This window comes from Limnobacter sp. CACIAM 66H1 (genome assembly GCF_001601825.1).
Classification (GTDB): Bacteria; Pseudomonadota; Gammaproteobacteria; order Burkholderiales; family Burkholderiaceae_B; genus Limnobacter.
In genome coordinates, this window is the sequence record NZ_LUJK01000031.1 from 22,771 (window position 1) to 39,817 (window position 17,047).

9 protein-coding genes are annotated in these 17,047 nt (G+C 49.9%); 4 read left to right on the forward strand and 5 right to left on the reverse strand.

The annotated features are described in order from the left end of the window. Positions 1 to 158: 158 nt before the first annotated feature. Together A0129_RS10155 and A0129_RS10160 are read left to right on the forward strand one after the other, a co-directional pair. Entirely contained in the window at positions 159 to 1,619 is a 1,461-nt protein-coding gene (locus A0129_RS10155) for a response regulator (protein WP_291714667.1), read from the forward strand. 2 nt (positions 1,620 to 1,621) lie between these two features. Further along, positions 1,622 to 3,928 carry a PAS domain-containing hybrid sensor histidine kinase/response regulator gene (locus tag A0129_RS10160; RefSeq protein WP_291714669.1) on the forward strand — a complete coding sequence of 769 codons (2,307 nt, stop codon included), beginning with the start codon at positions 1,622 to 1,624 and terminating at the stop codon, positions 3,926 to 3,928. A gap of 15 nt (positions 3,929 to 3,943) precedes the next feature. Here the strand turns inward: A0129_RS10160 and A0129_RS10165 are convergent, their stop codons facing one another. The 3 genes from A0129_RS10165 to hmpA all read right to left on the reverse strand — a co-directional run bounded on the left by A0129_RS10165 (position 3,944) and on the right by hmpA (position 8,166). Beyond that, the gene (locus A0129_RS10165) at positions 3,944 to 5,332 is read right to left on the reverse strand and encodes an HD domain-containing phosphohydrolase (protein ID WP_291714670.1); all 1,389 of its coding nucleotides are present in this window, start codon (positions 5,330 to 5,332) and stop codon (positions 3,944 to 3,946) included. Between the two features lie 20 nt (positions 5,333 to 5,352). After that, on the reverse strand, positions 5,353 to 6,786 hold the full coding sequence (locus tag A0129_RS10170) for an HD domain-containing phosphohydrolase (protein WP_291714672.1): 1,434 nt from the start codon (positions 6,784 to 6,786) through the stop codon (positions 5,353 to 5,355). Between the two features lie 237 nt (positions 6,787 to 7,023). Next, positions 7,024 to 8,166 carry an NO-inducible flavohemoprotein gene (gene hmpA / locus A0129_RS10175; protein ID WP_291714674.1) on the reverse strand — a complete coding sequence of 381 codons (1,143 nt, stop codon included), beginning with the start codon at positions 8,164 to 8,166 and terminating at the stop codon, positions 7,024 to 7,026. Positions 8,167 to 8,387: 221 nt separating this feature from the next. Between hmpA and norR the strand changes: the two genes are divergently transcribed. Beyond that, positions 8,388 to 9,965 (forward strand): nitric oxide reductase transcriptional regulator NorR, encoded by a 1,578-nt coding sequence (gene norR, locus A0129_RS10180; RefSeq protein WP_367189912.1) that lies wholly within the window; start codon positions 8,388 to 8,390, stop codon positions 9,963 to 9,965. Here norR and cphA read toward each other — a convergent pair. Both cphA and A0129_RS10190 read right to left on the reverse strand, forming a co-directional pair. Next, positions 9,962 to 12,574 carry a cyanophycin synthetase gene (gene cphA / locus A0129_RS10185; RefSeq protein ID WP_291714675.1) on the reverse strand — a complete coding sequence of 871 codons (2,613 nt, stop codon included), beginning with the start codon at positions 12,572 to 12,574 and terminating at the stop codon, positions 9,962 to 9,964. The genes norR and cphA overlap by 4 nt on opposite strands. A 37-nt stretch (positions 12,575 to 12,611) precedes the next feature. Beyond that, positions 12,612 to 14,804, reverse strand: a complete 2,193-nt coding sequence (locus tag A0129_RS10190) for an acetate--CoA ligase family protein (RefSeq protein WP_291714677.1) — start codon at positions 14,802 to 14,804, stop codon at positions 12,612 to 12,614. Positions 14,805 to 14,972: 168 nt separating this feature from the next. Between A0129_RS10190 and A0129_RS10195 the strand changes: the two genes are divergently transcribed. Further along, positions 14,973 to 17,047: ABC transporter ATP-binding protein (locus A0129_RS10195; RefSeq protein ID WP_291714679.1), on the forward strand; the 2,075-nt coding region annotated here is incomplete at its 3' end.

A 17,047-nucleotide genomic window follows, 5' to 3' on the forward strand; every position in this document is an offset into this window, starting at 1 on the left:
GAACAATGGCCTTTACTCAATTGGGTAGGGGGCTTTTTATTCTTCTGTAAACTCATTATCCTTCAGTTAGTTAATCAATATAGCTTCGATGTCTGGTTGCCCTGAAAATTGATGATGTTCGATTAGGGCGACGGATGCTCGATGTGCCGGGGTGATAAGTGAGTTGCGTTAATTCAATCGTCGTAGTCGACGATGAACCAGCCCAGCTTGATTCGGTATCAAGAATACTGATCGAGCGTGGGTTCATTGTGAGTAGTTTCAACGAAGTGGATAAAGCACTCGAGTTTATCAACTTGAACCAGCCTGATCTGGTTCTGACCGATTTGAGGCTACCAAAGGTTGACGGTATTGAGTTCATCAAAAGAATCAAAACGTTCAACGATGACATTGAATGTATTTTAATGACAGGTTATAGCAGTGTAGACAGTGCAGTGGACGCCATGCGTCTTGGAGTTCGGGATTATCTTTTAAAGCCTTTTCGAAGTTCAGAGTTGCTGGCTATTGTGGATCGAGTGCCGTACGTAAAGCATCTTAAACAGCACAACAAGATCTTGATGCAGGATCTATCGAAATCAAATTCTCAGTTGAGGGAAATTAACATTCAGCTGGATACTTTTGCGGGTCGTGTTGCGCATGACTTGAATTCCATCATTGCCCTGATTCAATCGTATGCACGACTGCTGGATAAAAATCTTGCATCGGGGCTGGATGAACAGTCCCGCAAGTTTCTGTCTCGTATCCGCTCTACAAGTGATAGGGGCGCAAGTCTGGTTTTCGATTTATTGGCCTTCGCACGATTGGGGGAGAAGGCCCTTGAGATTCACAATGTGGATCTTGATCAGGTGGTTGAAAGGGCGCGAGTATTTGCTCAATTGGAGGCCAAACAGACTCACATCGAGTGGCGAATTAGTCCTATGCCCAGGGTGCTTGCAGATGAATCTTTAATCGAACAGGTTTTTGGTAATCTTTTATCGAACAGTGTGAAGTATTCGCGTCATGTGGACAAGTCAATCATAGAAGTGAAATCTTCGGAATGCGATACTTATTTTCACTTTTGTATTAAAGACAATGGGGCGGGATTTGATCCTGACAAAGTAGGTGATTTATTTATACCTTTCAGGCGTCTTCATGACTCCAATGTCTATGAGGGGCATGGACTTGGACTTGTGAATGTTAAAAGAATTATTGAAAAGCATGGAGGGGAAATTGTTGCAAGTTCCAGACCTGGTGCTGGTGCAGAATTTTGTTTCACTTTGCCCAAAAAGATTGATAGTCCAGATCCATATTTAGCTACGGAGTTTCTGTCTCAGAGTTTTGCAGGCAAGGAGTCTGTTGAACTCGTGAGTGGGCTGATTTCGAGTTTGGTAAAAGTTTCTCCAGAATCGATAAAAGTAGGCAGTGTCGTCAATGATTTTATTTCACAGTTTGTTCATAAATCGAACAATATGATGTTGCCATGGGTGCTTGAGCTTGATGAGTACCTACAAAAAATGGACGCGTTTCCGGAGGTCGATCAACTCAAGCTCAAGGCATTTGATGTTTCAATTCGTGGGCAAATCTCTGCGGTCACGCAGATGAGATCACTGCTCGGAAAGAAAACCCCAGATCAGTTCAAGTGATCATGGCAAAAGCTCGTCCAAGCAACTTAACCCAAAGCCAACGTTGGATGGCTGAGGCACTTCCTCACATGGTCTGGACTGCAACGCCTGATGGAGTGGTGGATTTCATTAATGAAGAGTTTGTGAGATACACGGGTTTGGAGGACTTGCATTACCCAGCAGGTGAATGGTTAATGGCAGTGCACCCGGATGATCGGGAAGTTACAGTCGAGAGGTGGATGGATTGCGTTCAGCGAGGGGTTGTCTACAAGACTGAGTTCAGAATAAAGCATCAAGCAAGTGGTCATTATCGGTGGCATTTTGTATCTGCAAAGCCCTCTAGGGGTGCCGCCGGGCGAATTTTGAGATGGTTCGGTAGTACGGTGGATATTCATTCGAGCAAAGTTTCGGATTTCGTGATCCAAGAGTCTCAAGCAAGATTGAAGCGACACCATGATCTTCAATCTTTAGAGAACAAGGTGTTGGACTCCATTAGTGCGGGTGAGTCATTGGAGTCCATCCACGAATTAATTATCTCCACCGTTCAATATTTGCTTCCTCAAGCCACCTGCCACATCAAGGTTTTTTCTGATTCCAAGCCAGTGGTTCTTGATGAATTTGCTCAACCGTCCTCACTATGTCAATGTTTCCCTGTCTCGGATTCTTCCGGAAACCTCCTTGCTAATTTTGTGATTTCTTACCAGAAAGATGCGGCTCCCTCTGCTGATGATCTTTCTTTGATTGAAAGAATATCTCAATTCCTCCGAGTGGCAATTGAGCGTACGAATCAACATTTGCAATTGAAGCGCAATGAAGAACGTTTCCGTTTGGTTGCCCTGGTCACAAGTGATGTTGTGTGGGAATGTGATTTAAGCACAGATGAGTTGTTCTATTCCGATGGCTTGAAACTTCTTTTTGGTCATGATCCCAGCAGGGATCCAGCCTTGAAAAAAGCCTCTACTGCCAGCAAGTACATTCATCCTGAAGATTTGAGTCACGTTGTTGGCACGATGCAGAGTGTTATTCATTCAAGTCAGGAAAGTTGGCAGCTTAAGTATAGGTATCGCCGGGCTGACGGCAGCTATGCGCAAGTGGTGAATCATGCCTATGTCGTCCGCGATACTGATGGTCGCCCGCTGAAGCTCATTGGTAGCGTTAAAGATATCTCGGATCAAGTGAGTTTGCAGGAGCAGTTGAGAGCGTCGCAGCGCCTTGAGGCTGTGGGGCAGATGACCGGAGGTTTGGCTCACGACTTTAACAATTTGCTGACCGTGATATTGGGTAATGCGGAAAGGTTGGCTGACGCTATTTCAGAGGAGGATCCCCGGCAAATTTACGTTCACACAATTGTCAAAGCCTCTTTGCATGGCGCCGAATTAACCAATAGCCTGTTAGCATTCGCACGTAAACAACCTTTGAAGCCACAATCAGTCAATATTCTCGATTTGCTCTCGGGAATGAGAAGCCTGCTTTTGAGCACCCTTGGGGAGCAGATCGATCTCTTGATACGGGGAGGCGGTGAATTGTCGGTGGCGCAGGTTGATCCGATTCAATTCAAAAGCGCGATCATTAACTTGTGTCTTAATGCAAGAGATTCAATGCCGCAAGGCGGACATCTGGAAATCGATATCAACAGTGTTTCCGTGCAGGCACGGCTGGATCACCTGAGTGAGGGGCCTGCACCAGGCGAGTATGTTCGGATATCTATCAGAGACCATGGCGAAGGAATTGCCCCAGAAATAATTGATCGTGTATTTGAGCCCTTTTTCACCACGAAAGAGGTGGGGAAGGGCAGTGGACTAGGGTTAAGCATGGTTTACGGATTCATCAAACAATCTCGTGGATACATTCAAATTGAATCAACACATGGTCAGGGTACTTGTGTAAGTATTTACCTACCTCAAGCTGTTGTTAAAGAGGCAATAGATATGCAAGGCGGTAACTTAACAGTCAATAGTGGCCATGGGGAGCATATTCTGCTCGTGGAAGATGATGAGATGGTGCGAGAGCATGTGGAGTCTTTGTTAATTAGTCTTGGATACCGAGTAACTGCACTGAACAATGCCGCTGAATGTTTGAAGGTAATTGATCAATTAAAGAATGTCGATTTGTTGTTCTCGGATATCGTGATGCCAGGAGGAGTCTCGGGAACTCAATTGGCCTCAATCATCAGGAATAAGTTTCCAGATTTGCCGATTTTGTTAACTTCTGGATATGCGGAGGACGTTTTCTCGGAGCTGGCTTTGGACGACGGGCGCATGTGTTTGCTTAAAAAGCCCTATCGGAGAAGTGACCTTGCCACCATGTTGCAGAAGGTGTTGCACAAGTAGTTACAGTGGCACTGGCTAGGATCTCTCTGCCAAGGCGCTAGGCTTCATGATGTAGATTTTCATATCTTGCCCTATTACAGTTTCTCCGTCTCTAAATTTGGCGACCATTCTTCCGTTGACCACTTGACCTTTGGTTGCCCACAAATACCCGTCCGGTCCAACGAAATCCCGGGTTAACATTGCTCCGATTTTAAGTTTCTTTGCCGAAACAATCTGCTCGTGATCCATAGGTGTACTGCCGAACTCCTGTAGGGCTTTAGGAAGAGCACCAATCACCTCAGGGTCGTAGCGACGACCTGATGCGTTGGTCACAAACCTGGCCGCATCTTTCGCCAAAAGTTTTTGATCGGCAAGCCAACCTTGTTGAAGTTCATCATAGTCTTCAGCAACAGCAAGAATACGAGAGCCTATCGGAATATTCGCACCAATCAGGCCATCAGGGAATCCTTGACCATCGTATCGCTCATGATGATGTCTAATGATTGTGCTAACCTCGCTCATCTCCGGAAGATTCAGGAACACAGTTTGGGCGCGGATTGGATGTTTCAATAAACTGGATTGAGCGTCCCCGTCTAGACTTGAGAATGGAGTAAATAATGTTCTATCCGGAAGACCTATTTTCCCGATGTCATGCAACAGGCCGGCGATGTAAATCTGTTGAGTTTCACCTTCGTCCAATCCCAGTTGTTGGGCAAGAATTCTTGAAAAATCAGCAACCCTGCGCGAGTGCGCGGCAAGGGCAGGTGACCTTAACTCAAGAAAATTACAGAACACCCGAATTGCACTCAGGTATTGAAGACGAATGTCCTTGCGTGACTGATCCAGTAGCGAATTGACTTGTTTTATTTCTTCCAATCTGTCGTTTACTTTTTTCTCAAGTCCATGCTGAAAATTTTCTAGTTCATAGACTTTTTCAGCGAGAGCTTGAGTCATTTGCTCCGTCTCAAGCCGTGCCTGATTCAAATCAATGAGTTCTGCCACGGCCTGTCTGATTTCTTGATCATTGCAAGGTTTGATCAGAAATCTGTCAACCTGTCCAAGATTGATGGCATCGATCGAGCTCTCGGTATCAGCATGCCCAGTGAGAATGATTTTTCCGGTGCTGGGCAGAAACTCTGCTGCTGCCTGAAGTACATCGATTCCATTCAACTCCGGCATACGCAGATCACAAATAACTACGGATGGTTTTTCTTTTCGTGCAATACTTAGCGCTTCTCTTGAGTTTGTCGTGAAAAGAATGTCATACGGTTCTAGACTGAAAATTTTTCGCAGAGAATTAATGACGTTCGAATCGTCGTCGACAAAAAGTATTTTGTGTTTCGAGCGACGATTGGGATTTATTGCTCCCGTGAAGCCGTGTATTACGGGGCTAACCTCATTATCAATTGCGTTTTCCAGGGTCATTTGGGAATTCCAGTCTTTCTTTAACGGGCTGTAGGTCGTCCAGATCGCTTGAGTCTGTAGATATAAATCTTTTGCGGTTTTCCTGTAAGCCCTTCGTATTCTCTAATTTGTTCAATGAAATGCTTGCTGACCAGTTTTTCTTTGGATAGCCAGAGATACCCATCGGGGCCAATGAAATCTCTTGATAGGGTTTGACCAACCAGAAGGTCTGTTCCACTTAGGAGGCGCTCTTCGAGCCTTGGTGCAGCTCTTAATTTTTCAATTGCGGGTTGCAATGCAGCCAGTACATGCGGGTCATATCGAGTTTCTGACGATTTAAAAATAAAAGATAGCGCTTCTTCCTCAGTCAGCTTCTTGGCGGCCAACCACCCTTGTTGAAGCTCATCAAAGTCTTCAGCTACCGCGAGAACACGTGATCCGATTGGAATTACATTATTCAGAATCCCATCGGGGTAGCCATCTCCATCAAATCGTTCATGATGATGTCTAATCATGGTCGCAATAGAGTCCATGTCTGGCAAGCCCAGAAATAAATTTTGCCCGTGCTGACTGTGACTCATCAATTCAATTCGACGTTCTTTGCTTAAACTGCTGGCCGATGCAAATAGGGTTTCATCGGAGAGGCCAATTTTCCCAACATCGTGAAGTAGGCCCGCGATGTATATTTCGTTGACCTGATTTGAATCGCATTCAAGCTCTATTGCGATTAACCGAGCCAATTCCGCAACGCGTTTGCTGTGGGCTCCAAGTTGAGGAGAACGAAGCTCAGTTAGCCCCGAGAAGACTTTGATCGCGCTGAAGTATTGCGCTTTTCTCTCGCGTCTGGAAAGGTCCAGAAATAGTCTGGCCTGTTCGTATTCCCGGATTCTTTCACTAATGCAGTGCTCCAGCGAGTTATTTAGCAACTCAAGTTCGGAGGCGCGATTATTCAGCTCTCTGGCGGTCTTGACTCGCTCTAATTTAACTCGGGATATTCCGACAAGTTCAGCAATTGTGAGTTGGAGTATTTCAGGATCCAATGGTTTGCAAAGGAATCGGGTTACATGTCCCCTATTTATCGAAGCCACTACAGAGTCGACATCGCTGAAGCCGGTCAACATGACTTTTGATGTGTCTGGGGTGACTTGATGAATCGCTTCGCACACTTCGATGCCTGACAATTCAGGCATTTTAAAGTCACAAATAACGACCCCCGGTTTATGTCGCTTGGCCAGCGATACTCCTTCTCTTGCGTCAAGTGTTGTAAGAACGGTGAGGTTTTGTTTACGTAGCTCTTTGCGCAAGGCCAGCAGTACATCCGGATCGTCATCAATCAGGAGAACGAGGTCGGGGCATAAATCACTATTGTCGTAAGTAACCTCATCGTCTTGATGTTCAAATGAGGTTGTTATAGGTGTGATCACCGTGCTAGATTCCTGCGCTGGAGATTTATCAGTAAGACTGGCAGAGATCATCGAATATGCCCTCAACTTGAACTGTATGAGAGTGATGTTAAGTCGTCATTTGTGGTTTTCGCTTGGGGCTCGCTCAGCATTCTTCAGGTGTATGAAGAAATTACAAGAATCCCTGCACTGTTTTGAATATTATCTCCCTTCCCAGTTGTTTGATGTGTTGAATAGACTGTTAAAAACGGTCAATTTCACTGCTTCAGCTTCCCGAGCGATAGCTAAAGCAGGTTGAAATAAGGATGATCAAATGGTTTGTGCTGGCCCAAAAAACTCATAATGCTGTCGCTCGGCAGGCACGCCCAGCTTGCCCAGCATATTCTTCACCGCACTCATAAAGCCCACAGGGCCTAAAAAGTAAACCTGTGCATTGTTGGGCAGGTGCTTTTGAATGGTCTGGGGTTTAATCAGGCCATTCTGATTCTCGTAAATGTACTCTGTGGTGATATTGCCGTGCTGGGTACGCAATTGCTCGGTCAACTGTTTGAACGAGTGTTGTGCTTCATTCTTGCAGGCATGGATGAATCGCACCTCGCGTTGGCCCGCGGCTGTTTTCAGCATCGCGATAGCAGGGGTCAGTCCAACACCCGCAGTGATCAATACCAAGGGGTCTTTGCTGTCATCGAGGACAAACTCACCGCACGGCGGGCTAAGTTGCACCATGTCGCCCACGGCCAGGTGCTTGTGCAGATGGTTGGAGGCCACGCCGCCTTCTTCACGCTTGACCGAGATTCGATAGTGTTGGCCGTTGGGTGCGTCAGACAGAGAATAGTTGCGCATGACCGTGGTGCCATTCACGTTCAGGTGTAGGGTGATGTATTGCCCCGGCTTGAAAGCCATGATCTCTTTGCCATCCAAAGGTTTCAGATAGAAAGAAGTGACCAGTTCGCTTTCTTGCTCTTTTTTGGCAATTGTGAAAGCACGTTGCCCCTCCCACCCCCCAGTGGACATGGCTTGTTTGGCATACAGATTGGCTTCGGCGTTGATCAGAATATCGGCGAGCTGACCATAGGCCGCAGCCCAGGCGTCGATAATTTCAGGTGTGGCCGCGGCGCCCAATACTTCCTTCATTGCTTGCAGCAGGCATTCGCCCACAATCGGGTAGTGTTCGGCCTTCACTCCTAAGGCAACGTGCTTGTTGACGATGAGGGTCACCGCGTTCATCAACACCGCAGGGTTGTCGATGTGTTTGGCGTAAGCCAGCACGGCATTGGCCAATGCGCGGGGTTGCGTGCCCTTTTGCTGGTGTGCTGGGTTAAAAAATGTGGCAGTAAGAGGATATTTACTGAACATCAGTTGGTAGAAGTGGGTGGTTAATGCCTCGCCACCTTGTTCAAGTGCGGGAATGGTGGCCTTGATCCATTGTTTCTGTTCGGTGCTGACTGACATGGTGTTTTCCTTTCTACTTGATTGTAAACTGACTCATGATTCTCAGTGACAAACACTATCAAGATGTGTGCCAGCTTTCTTTATTTCACTAAGATGTTGAAATAAATAGAAATAGTGACAATGACACTTTGTTAAACAACTAAAATAGTTGTTGTAATGACAAACTAGGATTAATGTCATTAAAACAATAATTGTTAAAACGACATTCAGGTGATCAAGCAATGGAAATGTCTAGTTTTGTGTTGGCAGTGATTGAAGACCTTGGCGCCGATCTGGATCCTTCAACTCGCTATATGCGCTATGTCAATTCATTGGCTGCAGCTTTGCCTGGTAATGCTTGCGCTTTGCTGAAAAAGGAAGGGTCAGCCTTAAGACCGCTGGCCGTGCGAGGTTTGAGTGCAGATAGCCTCGGGCGCCGCTTTGAACTCAATGAGCATCCTCGTTTGAATGCGATTGTGACCTACCGGGGGGTGACTCATTTCCCGAACAAATCCACTTTGCCGGATCCCTATGATGGATTGCTGGAAGGCGTGCATGCCGGGGATTTGAATGTGCATGACTGTATGGGTTGCGCCCTGCACGTGAATGGCAAATTGTGGGGTGCAATTACTCTGGATTCCCTCAAAGCTGGTGTTTTTGATGTGAAAGTTGAACGCGCCATGGCCATGTTTGCACGCTTGGGTGAGGCGGTTGTGCATGTGGCTGAGCTGACTGAAAAAAGCGATCGACACTCCAATTCCCTGGTACTTGGGCTGGGTGAGGACAACGGTTTGAACGCACTGGAAGGTGTCCAGCTGTCTCGCCGCGAAATGATCGGTGACAGCATGCCCATTCGCACACTGAAACATGAAATTTTGACGGTGGCCAATAGTCAACTGGCGGTTCTGATTCACGGAGAAACTGGTGTGGGCAAAGAATTGGTGGCCCAAGCTTTGCACGCCATGTCCAGCCGGGCCAGTTTACCCTTGGTGGTGATTAATTGTGCAGCACTGCCAGATCAATTGATTGAAAGCGAATTGTTTGGCCACGTTAAAGGCGCATTTTCTGGTGCAGAGCGTGATCGCCAGGGCAAATTCGAATTGGCTGACGGTGGCACTTTGTTTCTGGACGAAGTGGGGGAACTGAGCGCATCTGCGCAGGCCAAGTTATTGCGGGTTTTACAAAGTGGTCAAGTGCAACGTGTGGGCAGTGACAAGGAGCATCGTGTGGATGTACGTATTGTGGCTGCCAGCAATCGCGATTTGTCGGCTGAAGTGAAAGCAGGGCGCTTCAGGGCCGACTTGTATCACCGTTTGTGTGCCTATCCATTGCACATTCCACCTTTGCGCGATCGAGGCGATGATGTGGTGTTGCTGGCGGGTTATTTCTTGGAGCAGAACCGCAGCCGGTTGGGGCTTCGCAATCTACGTTTGGGGCGAGGCTGTGAGGCTGCATTAAAACGCTACAGTTGGCCAGGCAATGTTCGGGAGCTGGAACACACATTGGGGCGTGCCGCATTGAAAGCGCGCCGGGATGAGCCTGGCCCCATGGTGACTGTAGAACTCGAACACCTGGATCTGGTTAATGAGGTTGAACATATCCATTCTTTGACTGTTCGAGAGATCGGGTCAGTTCAAGACGCGCCAACTGCCACGTTACATACACCAGGCATGGCTTACCGCGACGCAGTCGACTCTTTTTCAAGAAACCTGTTGCAGCAGGTGCTGAAGCAGACCGGCGGTAATCGAGCCGCCGCTGCAAGACAGCTGGGGCTCGATTCTGGCAACTTTCACCGCATGCTCAAGCGACTTGGCCTTTAAACAGATACCCGAGCAGGCTCGCCAGTGGTGTTCTCCCGCAGGTATTGCAGTGCCTCATTGACCTGGTCGATCAAAACCAGTACCAAATGATCCGGGCCTGTTTCATCGAGGGCCATTTGAATGGCCTTGAATTCACCACGTACTTCGACCACGGTTGGCTTTTTGTCGCTGTCTGCGTTGGCAATGCCTTGTTGCAGCAAAGCTAATGTTTCACCATCGGGGCGACCGCGCTGGCATGCGTCTTCATACAATACGATATGATCAAAAAAGCCACCCACCAAGCGACCTTGTTCGATGATGTCTTGATCACGACGGTCGCCCGCAGCGCTGATCACCACTGTACGTCTAACCGCCGGGATGTTTTTAAGCGTGTTGACCAGTGTCGACACTGCATCGGGGTTGTGGCCGTAGTCGGCAATCACAGAGCCCCCTTTGTGCTTGAAAAAGTTAAATCGACCGGGCACCGTGTCGGGAGTAGACTGAAAGCTCCCCAGCGCGGCACGAATGGTGTTGAATGGCACGTTCAGGCCCAGCGCGGCGGCCACTGCACACATCACGTTTTGCACTTGAAAGGTAAACAAGCCATTGTTGGTTAGAGGTACATCCATCAGGTCAATGGTTTTCTCGATTTCATCGTAGCTGATGTTGATGACGCGACCGTCGTGAATAATCACTGGGCGACCTTTGGCCTTGTGTGCAGCAACGATCGGGTTGTCGGGGTTGCTGGTGAAGAACAGGACTCGGCCCGGCGTCAGTTTGGCCATATTCGCGGCGTGTTTGTCGTCGGCATTCAGCACCGCCAAACCGTTGGGGGCTACATTCTGAACCAGTACGCTTTTCAGCAGCGCCAGGTCTTCAACGCTGTCGATGAAATTCAGACCCAGGTGATCACCCTCACCGATGTTGGTTACGATGCCCACATCGCACATGTCAAATCCCAAACCCTCACGCAGCATGCCGCCACGTGCGCATTCAAGCACCGCAGCGTCAGCTTCGGGATGTACCAGCACCTTGTGTGCACTTTTCGGTCCGCTGCAATCGCCTGTGTCGATCAGGTGGCCGTTGACGACCACACCTTCGGTACCGGTAAAGCCCACCCGCAAGTTGTGGTAGCGCAGAATCTGTTCAATCAGGCGAACAGTGGTGGTCTTTCCGTTGGTGCCGGTGACCGCTACCACTGGAATGCGACCATTCTCATCTTTTTTGAACATCAGGTCGATTACGGCTGCGCCCACATCGCGCCCCTTGCCAATCGATGGCTCCAGGTGCATGCGCAGTCCAGGCGCAGCATTCAATTCAACAATTCCGCCACCTTGGGCCTCAAGTGACTCATCCACCCGCTCGCACACCACATCCACGCCGCACACCTCGATGCCAATTTGCTGTGCGGCCTGAATCACCATTTCTGCCATGGCGGGGTGAACGTTGTCTGTGACATCGGTGGCGCTGCCGCCGGTACTCAGGTTTGCGTTGTTGCGAAGTACAACCCGCACGCCTTGCTCAGGCACCGATTCAGCTGTAAAGCCCTGTTTCTTGATTCGGGCAATTGCAATTTCATCGAGGCGAAGTTTGCTCAATGCACTGCCATGGCCTTCGCCACGCAAAGGGTTGCGGTTTTCAATTTCGACCAACTGGGCAATGGTGTGCACGCCGTCGCCAACCACAGAGGGAGGTTCGCGGCGTGCGGCTGCGACCAGTTTGTCACCCACCACCAGAAAGCGATAATCGTGGCCGGGAATGAACTCCTCGACGATGGGCACGCCACTGCCGTATTTTTTTGCAGCGTCAAAAGCGACCCGAAGGTGATCTTCATCCACGATATTGACGGTGACCCCTTTGCCCTGATTGCCGTCGCTGGGTTTAATCACCACTCCTTTGCCAGTACTGGCAGTCAATTCACGGAAGGCTTGCAGTGCTTCTTCAAAAGTTTTGACCAGCTTGCCTTTGGGGGTTGGAATACCGGCCGCCGAGAGAATGGATTTCGTCAGGTCCTTGTCTTGAGCTATCTCTTCGGAAATGGCGCAGGTTGTGTCGGTTTCTGCAGCCTGAATTCGGCGCGCTTTCGAGCCCCATCCCAACTGAACAAGGCTACCCTGGGTCAGGCGGCGAATGGGGATTCCTCGACGTAGGGCTGCGTTCACGATAGAGCCTGTACTTGGCCCCAGCTTGCAGTCGTCAAAAATTTCTTTCAGACGTTCAATTGCAGCGCTGGCGTCAAAGTCCTGTCCAACCAAAGCTGCCAGAATAAGTTGGTGTGCCTCATCGAAGGCAGCACGGGCTAAATCTTCTTCCTCGTATTGCACCACCACCCGAAAGTAGCCAGTGGTGATGTTGTCTGCTACGTGTGCAAATGTGACTTGCGAACCAGCTTCAACCTGAAAGCGCAGGGCGGCACGGCTCAAAATATGCGCCAAAGCGATGTTGCTTTGCTCGAACCCGGTGGCCCGCAGCGAACCAATGCCGGGCAGGGCACTGCGAACCCTCATTTCAATGTTTGCAAAGCGGTCGTACAGCCGCTCATTTTCCTCGCAAAACACCAAGGCTTCCATGCTGGTGTTTTTGCTCCACAAATTGGGGCCGCGCAAGGCGCGAATACGTTCAATTTTCATAACTCATTCACCTGTTCGTCGCATGGACTGTTTTATTTTAGTATCGCTGGCGCAAATCAGCGCGCAGCAGGTGGTGGGGTACATCCATTGCCCATCCGGCTGCGGCCAGGGCCAGGGTCTTGATCAAATTGACTGGTGGTTGTTTCAGTGGAATGGGTGTGCGCAACTCCGCCTCGGCGCGATTGCCCAGAAAATGAATGCTTTCGCCTTGATAAATCACGGCCATGCCGCCGTTTTTGACATGCTCGTCGACCACCGGGTTGTTGTCGGCACCACTGATCCAGATCACTTTGCCATCGCAGAGGTCTTTCATGGGCAACAAGCTGACCTCGTCGGCGTTGATTACCGCGTGCCCGCCGCCAAGTACCAGATCAATCACGGTGCGCATGACATTGAAATGTTGTTCCTTGGTCAGGATGTCCCATTCGTCCAGGCCGTCCATGGAACCCAGACTGGTAATCACGGCGAGGCTTGAACGGTCAAACGGCAATCCTTCAGACAGAATGGTGCTTGCCTTTACCTGCATGACCATGGTGTCCAGATTTTTGTTGATCAGGCAGTTGCGACCCGATTGCCAATTGGCCGAGGGGGCTTTATTGATGGTTCTACCATTCATGAACAAACCTTGCTCGCAGGCCAAACCGACACGATGTCCCTGGTCTTCCAGTATTTCCGTCAACTCGGGGCCAAAGCCATCAATCTCGTCGCCCCCGGAATACGACACAGTCGGGATGCGCCCATTTGCATCGCCGGGAAACAGGGACTCAATGATGGGTTTGCCGACATTGCGGGGCTGTCCTTTCGCTGGTTTGATGTGCATGATCAGACCGGGCCCTGCATTAACCTCAACCACAGCCAGCGATTGCCCCTTGGGCGATTGGTCAATGTGCTCGCACACCAGGTCGATGCCAGCCACATCAAGGCCCACTACACGGGCAGCCATACAGCACAGGCGCGCAATTTCTGGGTGAATCAAATCAGTGACGTCTTCGGATGCGTTGCTGTTTCGCTCAATCAGCACCTTCAGGCCTTGCTCGATCACCGAAGTAGCGCTATAGCCTTGGCGTTGTACTTCCAGAAACACAGCCGGGTTTTTCTCCACATTCACTGGGCGCAACGGAAAGATTTCAGACTCACCACGGCGCGGGTCGGTGTTGATTTGTTGATTACACAGTTCCTGCAAGGTCGATTTTCCATCGCCCACCACATAAACCAATTCACCACGCGACACGGCAGCCACCTGATAATTCACCACCAGAACCCGGTGTTCTGTGCCACGAATAAACTTTTCAACAATCACGCCTGTGTAACTTTCTTTGTCCGCAAGTGGCCATGCGGTTTTTACATCTTCTTCTTTGGTCAGCTCAAGTGATACACCGCGTCCCCAATTGCCATCGACAGGTTTTACAACCACAGGCAGGCCAATATCCTGTGCAATTTCCCAGGCATGCTCCGGGCTCTTGGCCATTTCCCCTTCTGGAACGGGTACGCCGCATTGCGCCAGCAGTTCCTTGCAAAGGTCTTTGTCGGCAGCGATGCCTTCTGCGATGGCTGAGGTCTTGGATGTTTCGGCAGTCCAGATGCGCTGTTGCTTGTTGCCGTGGCCCAGTTGAACCAGATTGCCGTCGTTCAGGCGAACAATCGGAATACGTCGCTCATACGCAGCATCCAGAATATGTTGGGTGCTGGGCCCCAGGCCATGCATGTCACAGTGATGCTTGATCACCTTCAGCTCGGCCTGCAAGTCGTACTCCGTGCCTTCGATGGCGGCGTGCAGCAAACGCACACCTGCCTCCAGACAAGCCATGCCCACCACTGGGTCAGGGGTGCGAAACACCATTTTGTACACGCCTTCCTTGCTGGTCATTCGTGCTTTGCCGAATCCCACCTCAAGTCCCGCTTGCGTGTGTAGCTCAATCACGATGTGTTCGAGCATGTGGGCCGCGTAGGTGCCTTCGCGCACCCTCAGGAGAAATCCACCTGGCTCGCCGATGCCACAACGGTGGTCAACCAAACCGGGGAGTAAAGCCGTTAATCGCTCGTAAAATCCCGGCAACAGGTTGGAAGGGAATTGTTCCAGTTCTTGAATATCCACCAACGCTTCAATGCAACTTCGATAGGTCCAGATATTCGGACCGTCAAGCCACATGGTTCGGAGTATTACAAGGCGTTTTTGCGTCATAAGCTGTGTGTCGGCAGGTTTGTTTTCGAGGATTGGATTTTCGAACAATGTTAACTCCGTGTCGCTGGAAATAGTGGTGTAACATCAGCGAATTCGCGAACTGAGGGGGTAATCTCATTGAAAATCGTTGGATTTTCACCGTCTGAAAACGAAGTACAACGCCTTTCAGAGGTTTGGGCCGCAAATTCACCAACCCAGGCGGTGTTTGTGGCTGACATGAATACTCGGCGTGAGTTTTCTCGCAGCCTTGTAGCCTTTAACGCCCATGAATTAATTGTGGTAGACAAGGAATTGCAGGTGCCTGTTTTCAAGGCGCCTTTCTCAAGTATTGAGAAAATTTCCATGTCCGATCATTCGGGCCTTTCTACGGTATTGATTCAAGTCGATTCCGGGCAGGTATTTCGCTTCTATGCGAGCTTCAGTTTGCATCGCGCGCTTGAAGAGTTCGTCGACTTGCTGGAAACCGCTGTGCGTGAATTCGAGCAGGGCACGGCACACACTGCCCAAATTCAACACCCTGTACCGCGCTTGCTGGCCGATGAAGATTTGGACGATGCCGGGTTTGAAGAACCTGTCTCTTCCCGCGCACTGTTACGCCTGTGGCGTTTCGCTCACCCCTATCGCTGGCGCCTGTTTGCCGGGCTGATTTTGACGTTGCTGTCGACAGCCGCAACACTGGTGGCGCCTTATCTGTCGATGCCGCTGATGGATGAAGTGCTGATCCCTTTTCAAAATGGTCAGCCGATGAATACCGAGCTGGCAACTTTCTACCTGGGTGGTCTGTTAATTTCCGCCGTGGTGGCTGCGGGGTTGAGCTGGGCAAGAACCTACCTGCTTGCTTTGGTTTCCGAGCGCATTGGTTCCGATTTGCGTACCACCACATTCAATCATTTGATGAGCTTGTCGCTGGATTATTTCAGCGCGAAACGCACGGGCGATTTGATCGCACGGGTCAGCGCGGAAACGGATCGAATCAATTTGTTCCTTTCACTGCATGCGCTCGATTTCATCACCGACGTGATCATGATCGTAATGACAGCGATCATCCTGATGAACATTGACTTCGAACTGGCGTTATTGACTTTGCTGCCCTTACCTATCATTGCCTGGATGATTCACCTGGTTCGCGAAAAGCTGCGTACAGGTTTCGAGAAGGTGGATCGTGTGTGGGGTGAGGTTACCAATATTCTGACCGATACCATTCCCGGTATTCGTGTCGTGAAGGCCTTTGCGCAAGAGCGCCGTGAGTCGAATCGTTTCCTGAAAGCCAATACCCGCAACCTCGAGGTGAATGACCGCATCAACAAAACCTGGTCGCTGTTTGCGCCCACGGTCAGCCTCTTGACCGAACTCGGTATTTTAGTGATCTGGGCCTCAGGCATCTGGATGATCATGAACAATGACATTACTGTCGGCGTGTTGACCGCCTTCCTGGCTTATATCGGTCGTTTCTACACGCGGCTTGATTCCATGAGCCGGATCGTGTCTGTCACTCAAAAAGCCGCTGCGGGTTCGAAACGGATTTTCGATATTCTCGATTACAAGTCGTCAGTGCCAGAAGCCGAGAACCCTGTGCACATTGATCAGCTCAAAGGCGAACTTGAATTGCGCAATGTGTCTTTCCGGTACGGAAGCCGGCAGGTGCTTGATGGTGTGAACTTGAAAGTGAAGCAGGGTGAAATGGTCGGCTTGGTGGGCCACAGTGGTTCTGGCAAGTCGACGTTGGTGAATTTGTTGTGCCGTTTTTACGATGTCAGCGATGGTGAAGTGCTGGCCGATGGGATTGACATCCGGCAGATTGAAATGGCGAGTTATCGCAGAAACATTGGTCTGGTGTTACAAGAACCGTATTTGTTCTTTGGCACGATTGCCGAGAACATTGCCTATGGGCGGCCCGACGCCACCCGAGAGGAAATCATCGCAGCGGCCCGGCTTGCGCATGCCCACGAGTTCATTCTTCGTCTGCAGCATGGATACGACTCTCTGGTGGGCGAGCGTGGGCAAAGTTTGTCCGGGGGCGAGCGGCAGCGAATTTCTATCGCGCGGGCCTTGTTGATCGACCCTAAAATTCTCATTCTCGACGAGGCGACCAGCTCGGTTGACTCTCAAACGGAAAAAGAAATTCAAAAGGCTTTGGACAACCTGGTGCAGGGACGAACTACCATTGCAATTGCTCACCGGCTTTCCACCTTGCGCAAGGCTGACCGAATTGTGGTGATGGACCGAGGCAAGGTTGTGGAAGAGGGACCACATGATGAACTGTTGGCAGCCAAGTCCCATTTCTGGCATTT

Bases quoted from the DNA above. Each gene is read 5' to 3' on its own strand.
- A0129_RS10160 (WP_291714669.1), top strand. From the start codon at position 1,622: ATGGCAAAAGCTCGTCCAAGCAACTTAACCCAAAGCCAACGTTGGATG.
- A0129_RS10165 (WP_291714670.1), bottom strand. From the start codon at position 5,332: ATGACCCTGGAAAACGCAATTGATAATGAGGTTAGCCCCGTAATACAC.
- A0129_RS10170 (WP_291714672.1), bottom strand. From the start codon at position 6,786: ATGATCTCTGCCAGTCTTACTGATAAATCTCCAGCGCAGGAATCTAGC.
- hmpA (WP_291714674.1), bottom strand. From the start codon at position 8,166: ATGTCAGTCAGCACCGAACAGAAACAATGGATCAAGGCCACCATTCCC.
- norR (WP_367189912.1), top strand. From the start codon at position 8,388: ATGGAAATGTCTAGTTTTGTGTTGGCAGTGATTGAAGACCTTGGCGCC.
- cphA (WP_291714675.1), bottom strand. From the start codon at position 12,574: ATGAAAATTGAACGTATTCGCGCCTTGCGCGGCCCCAATTTGTGGAGC.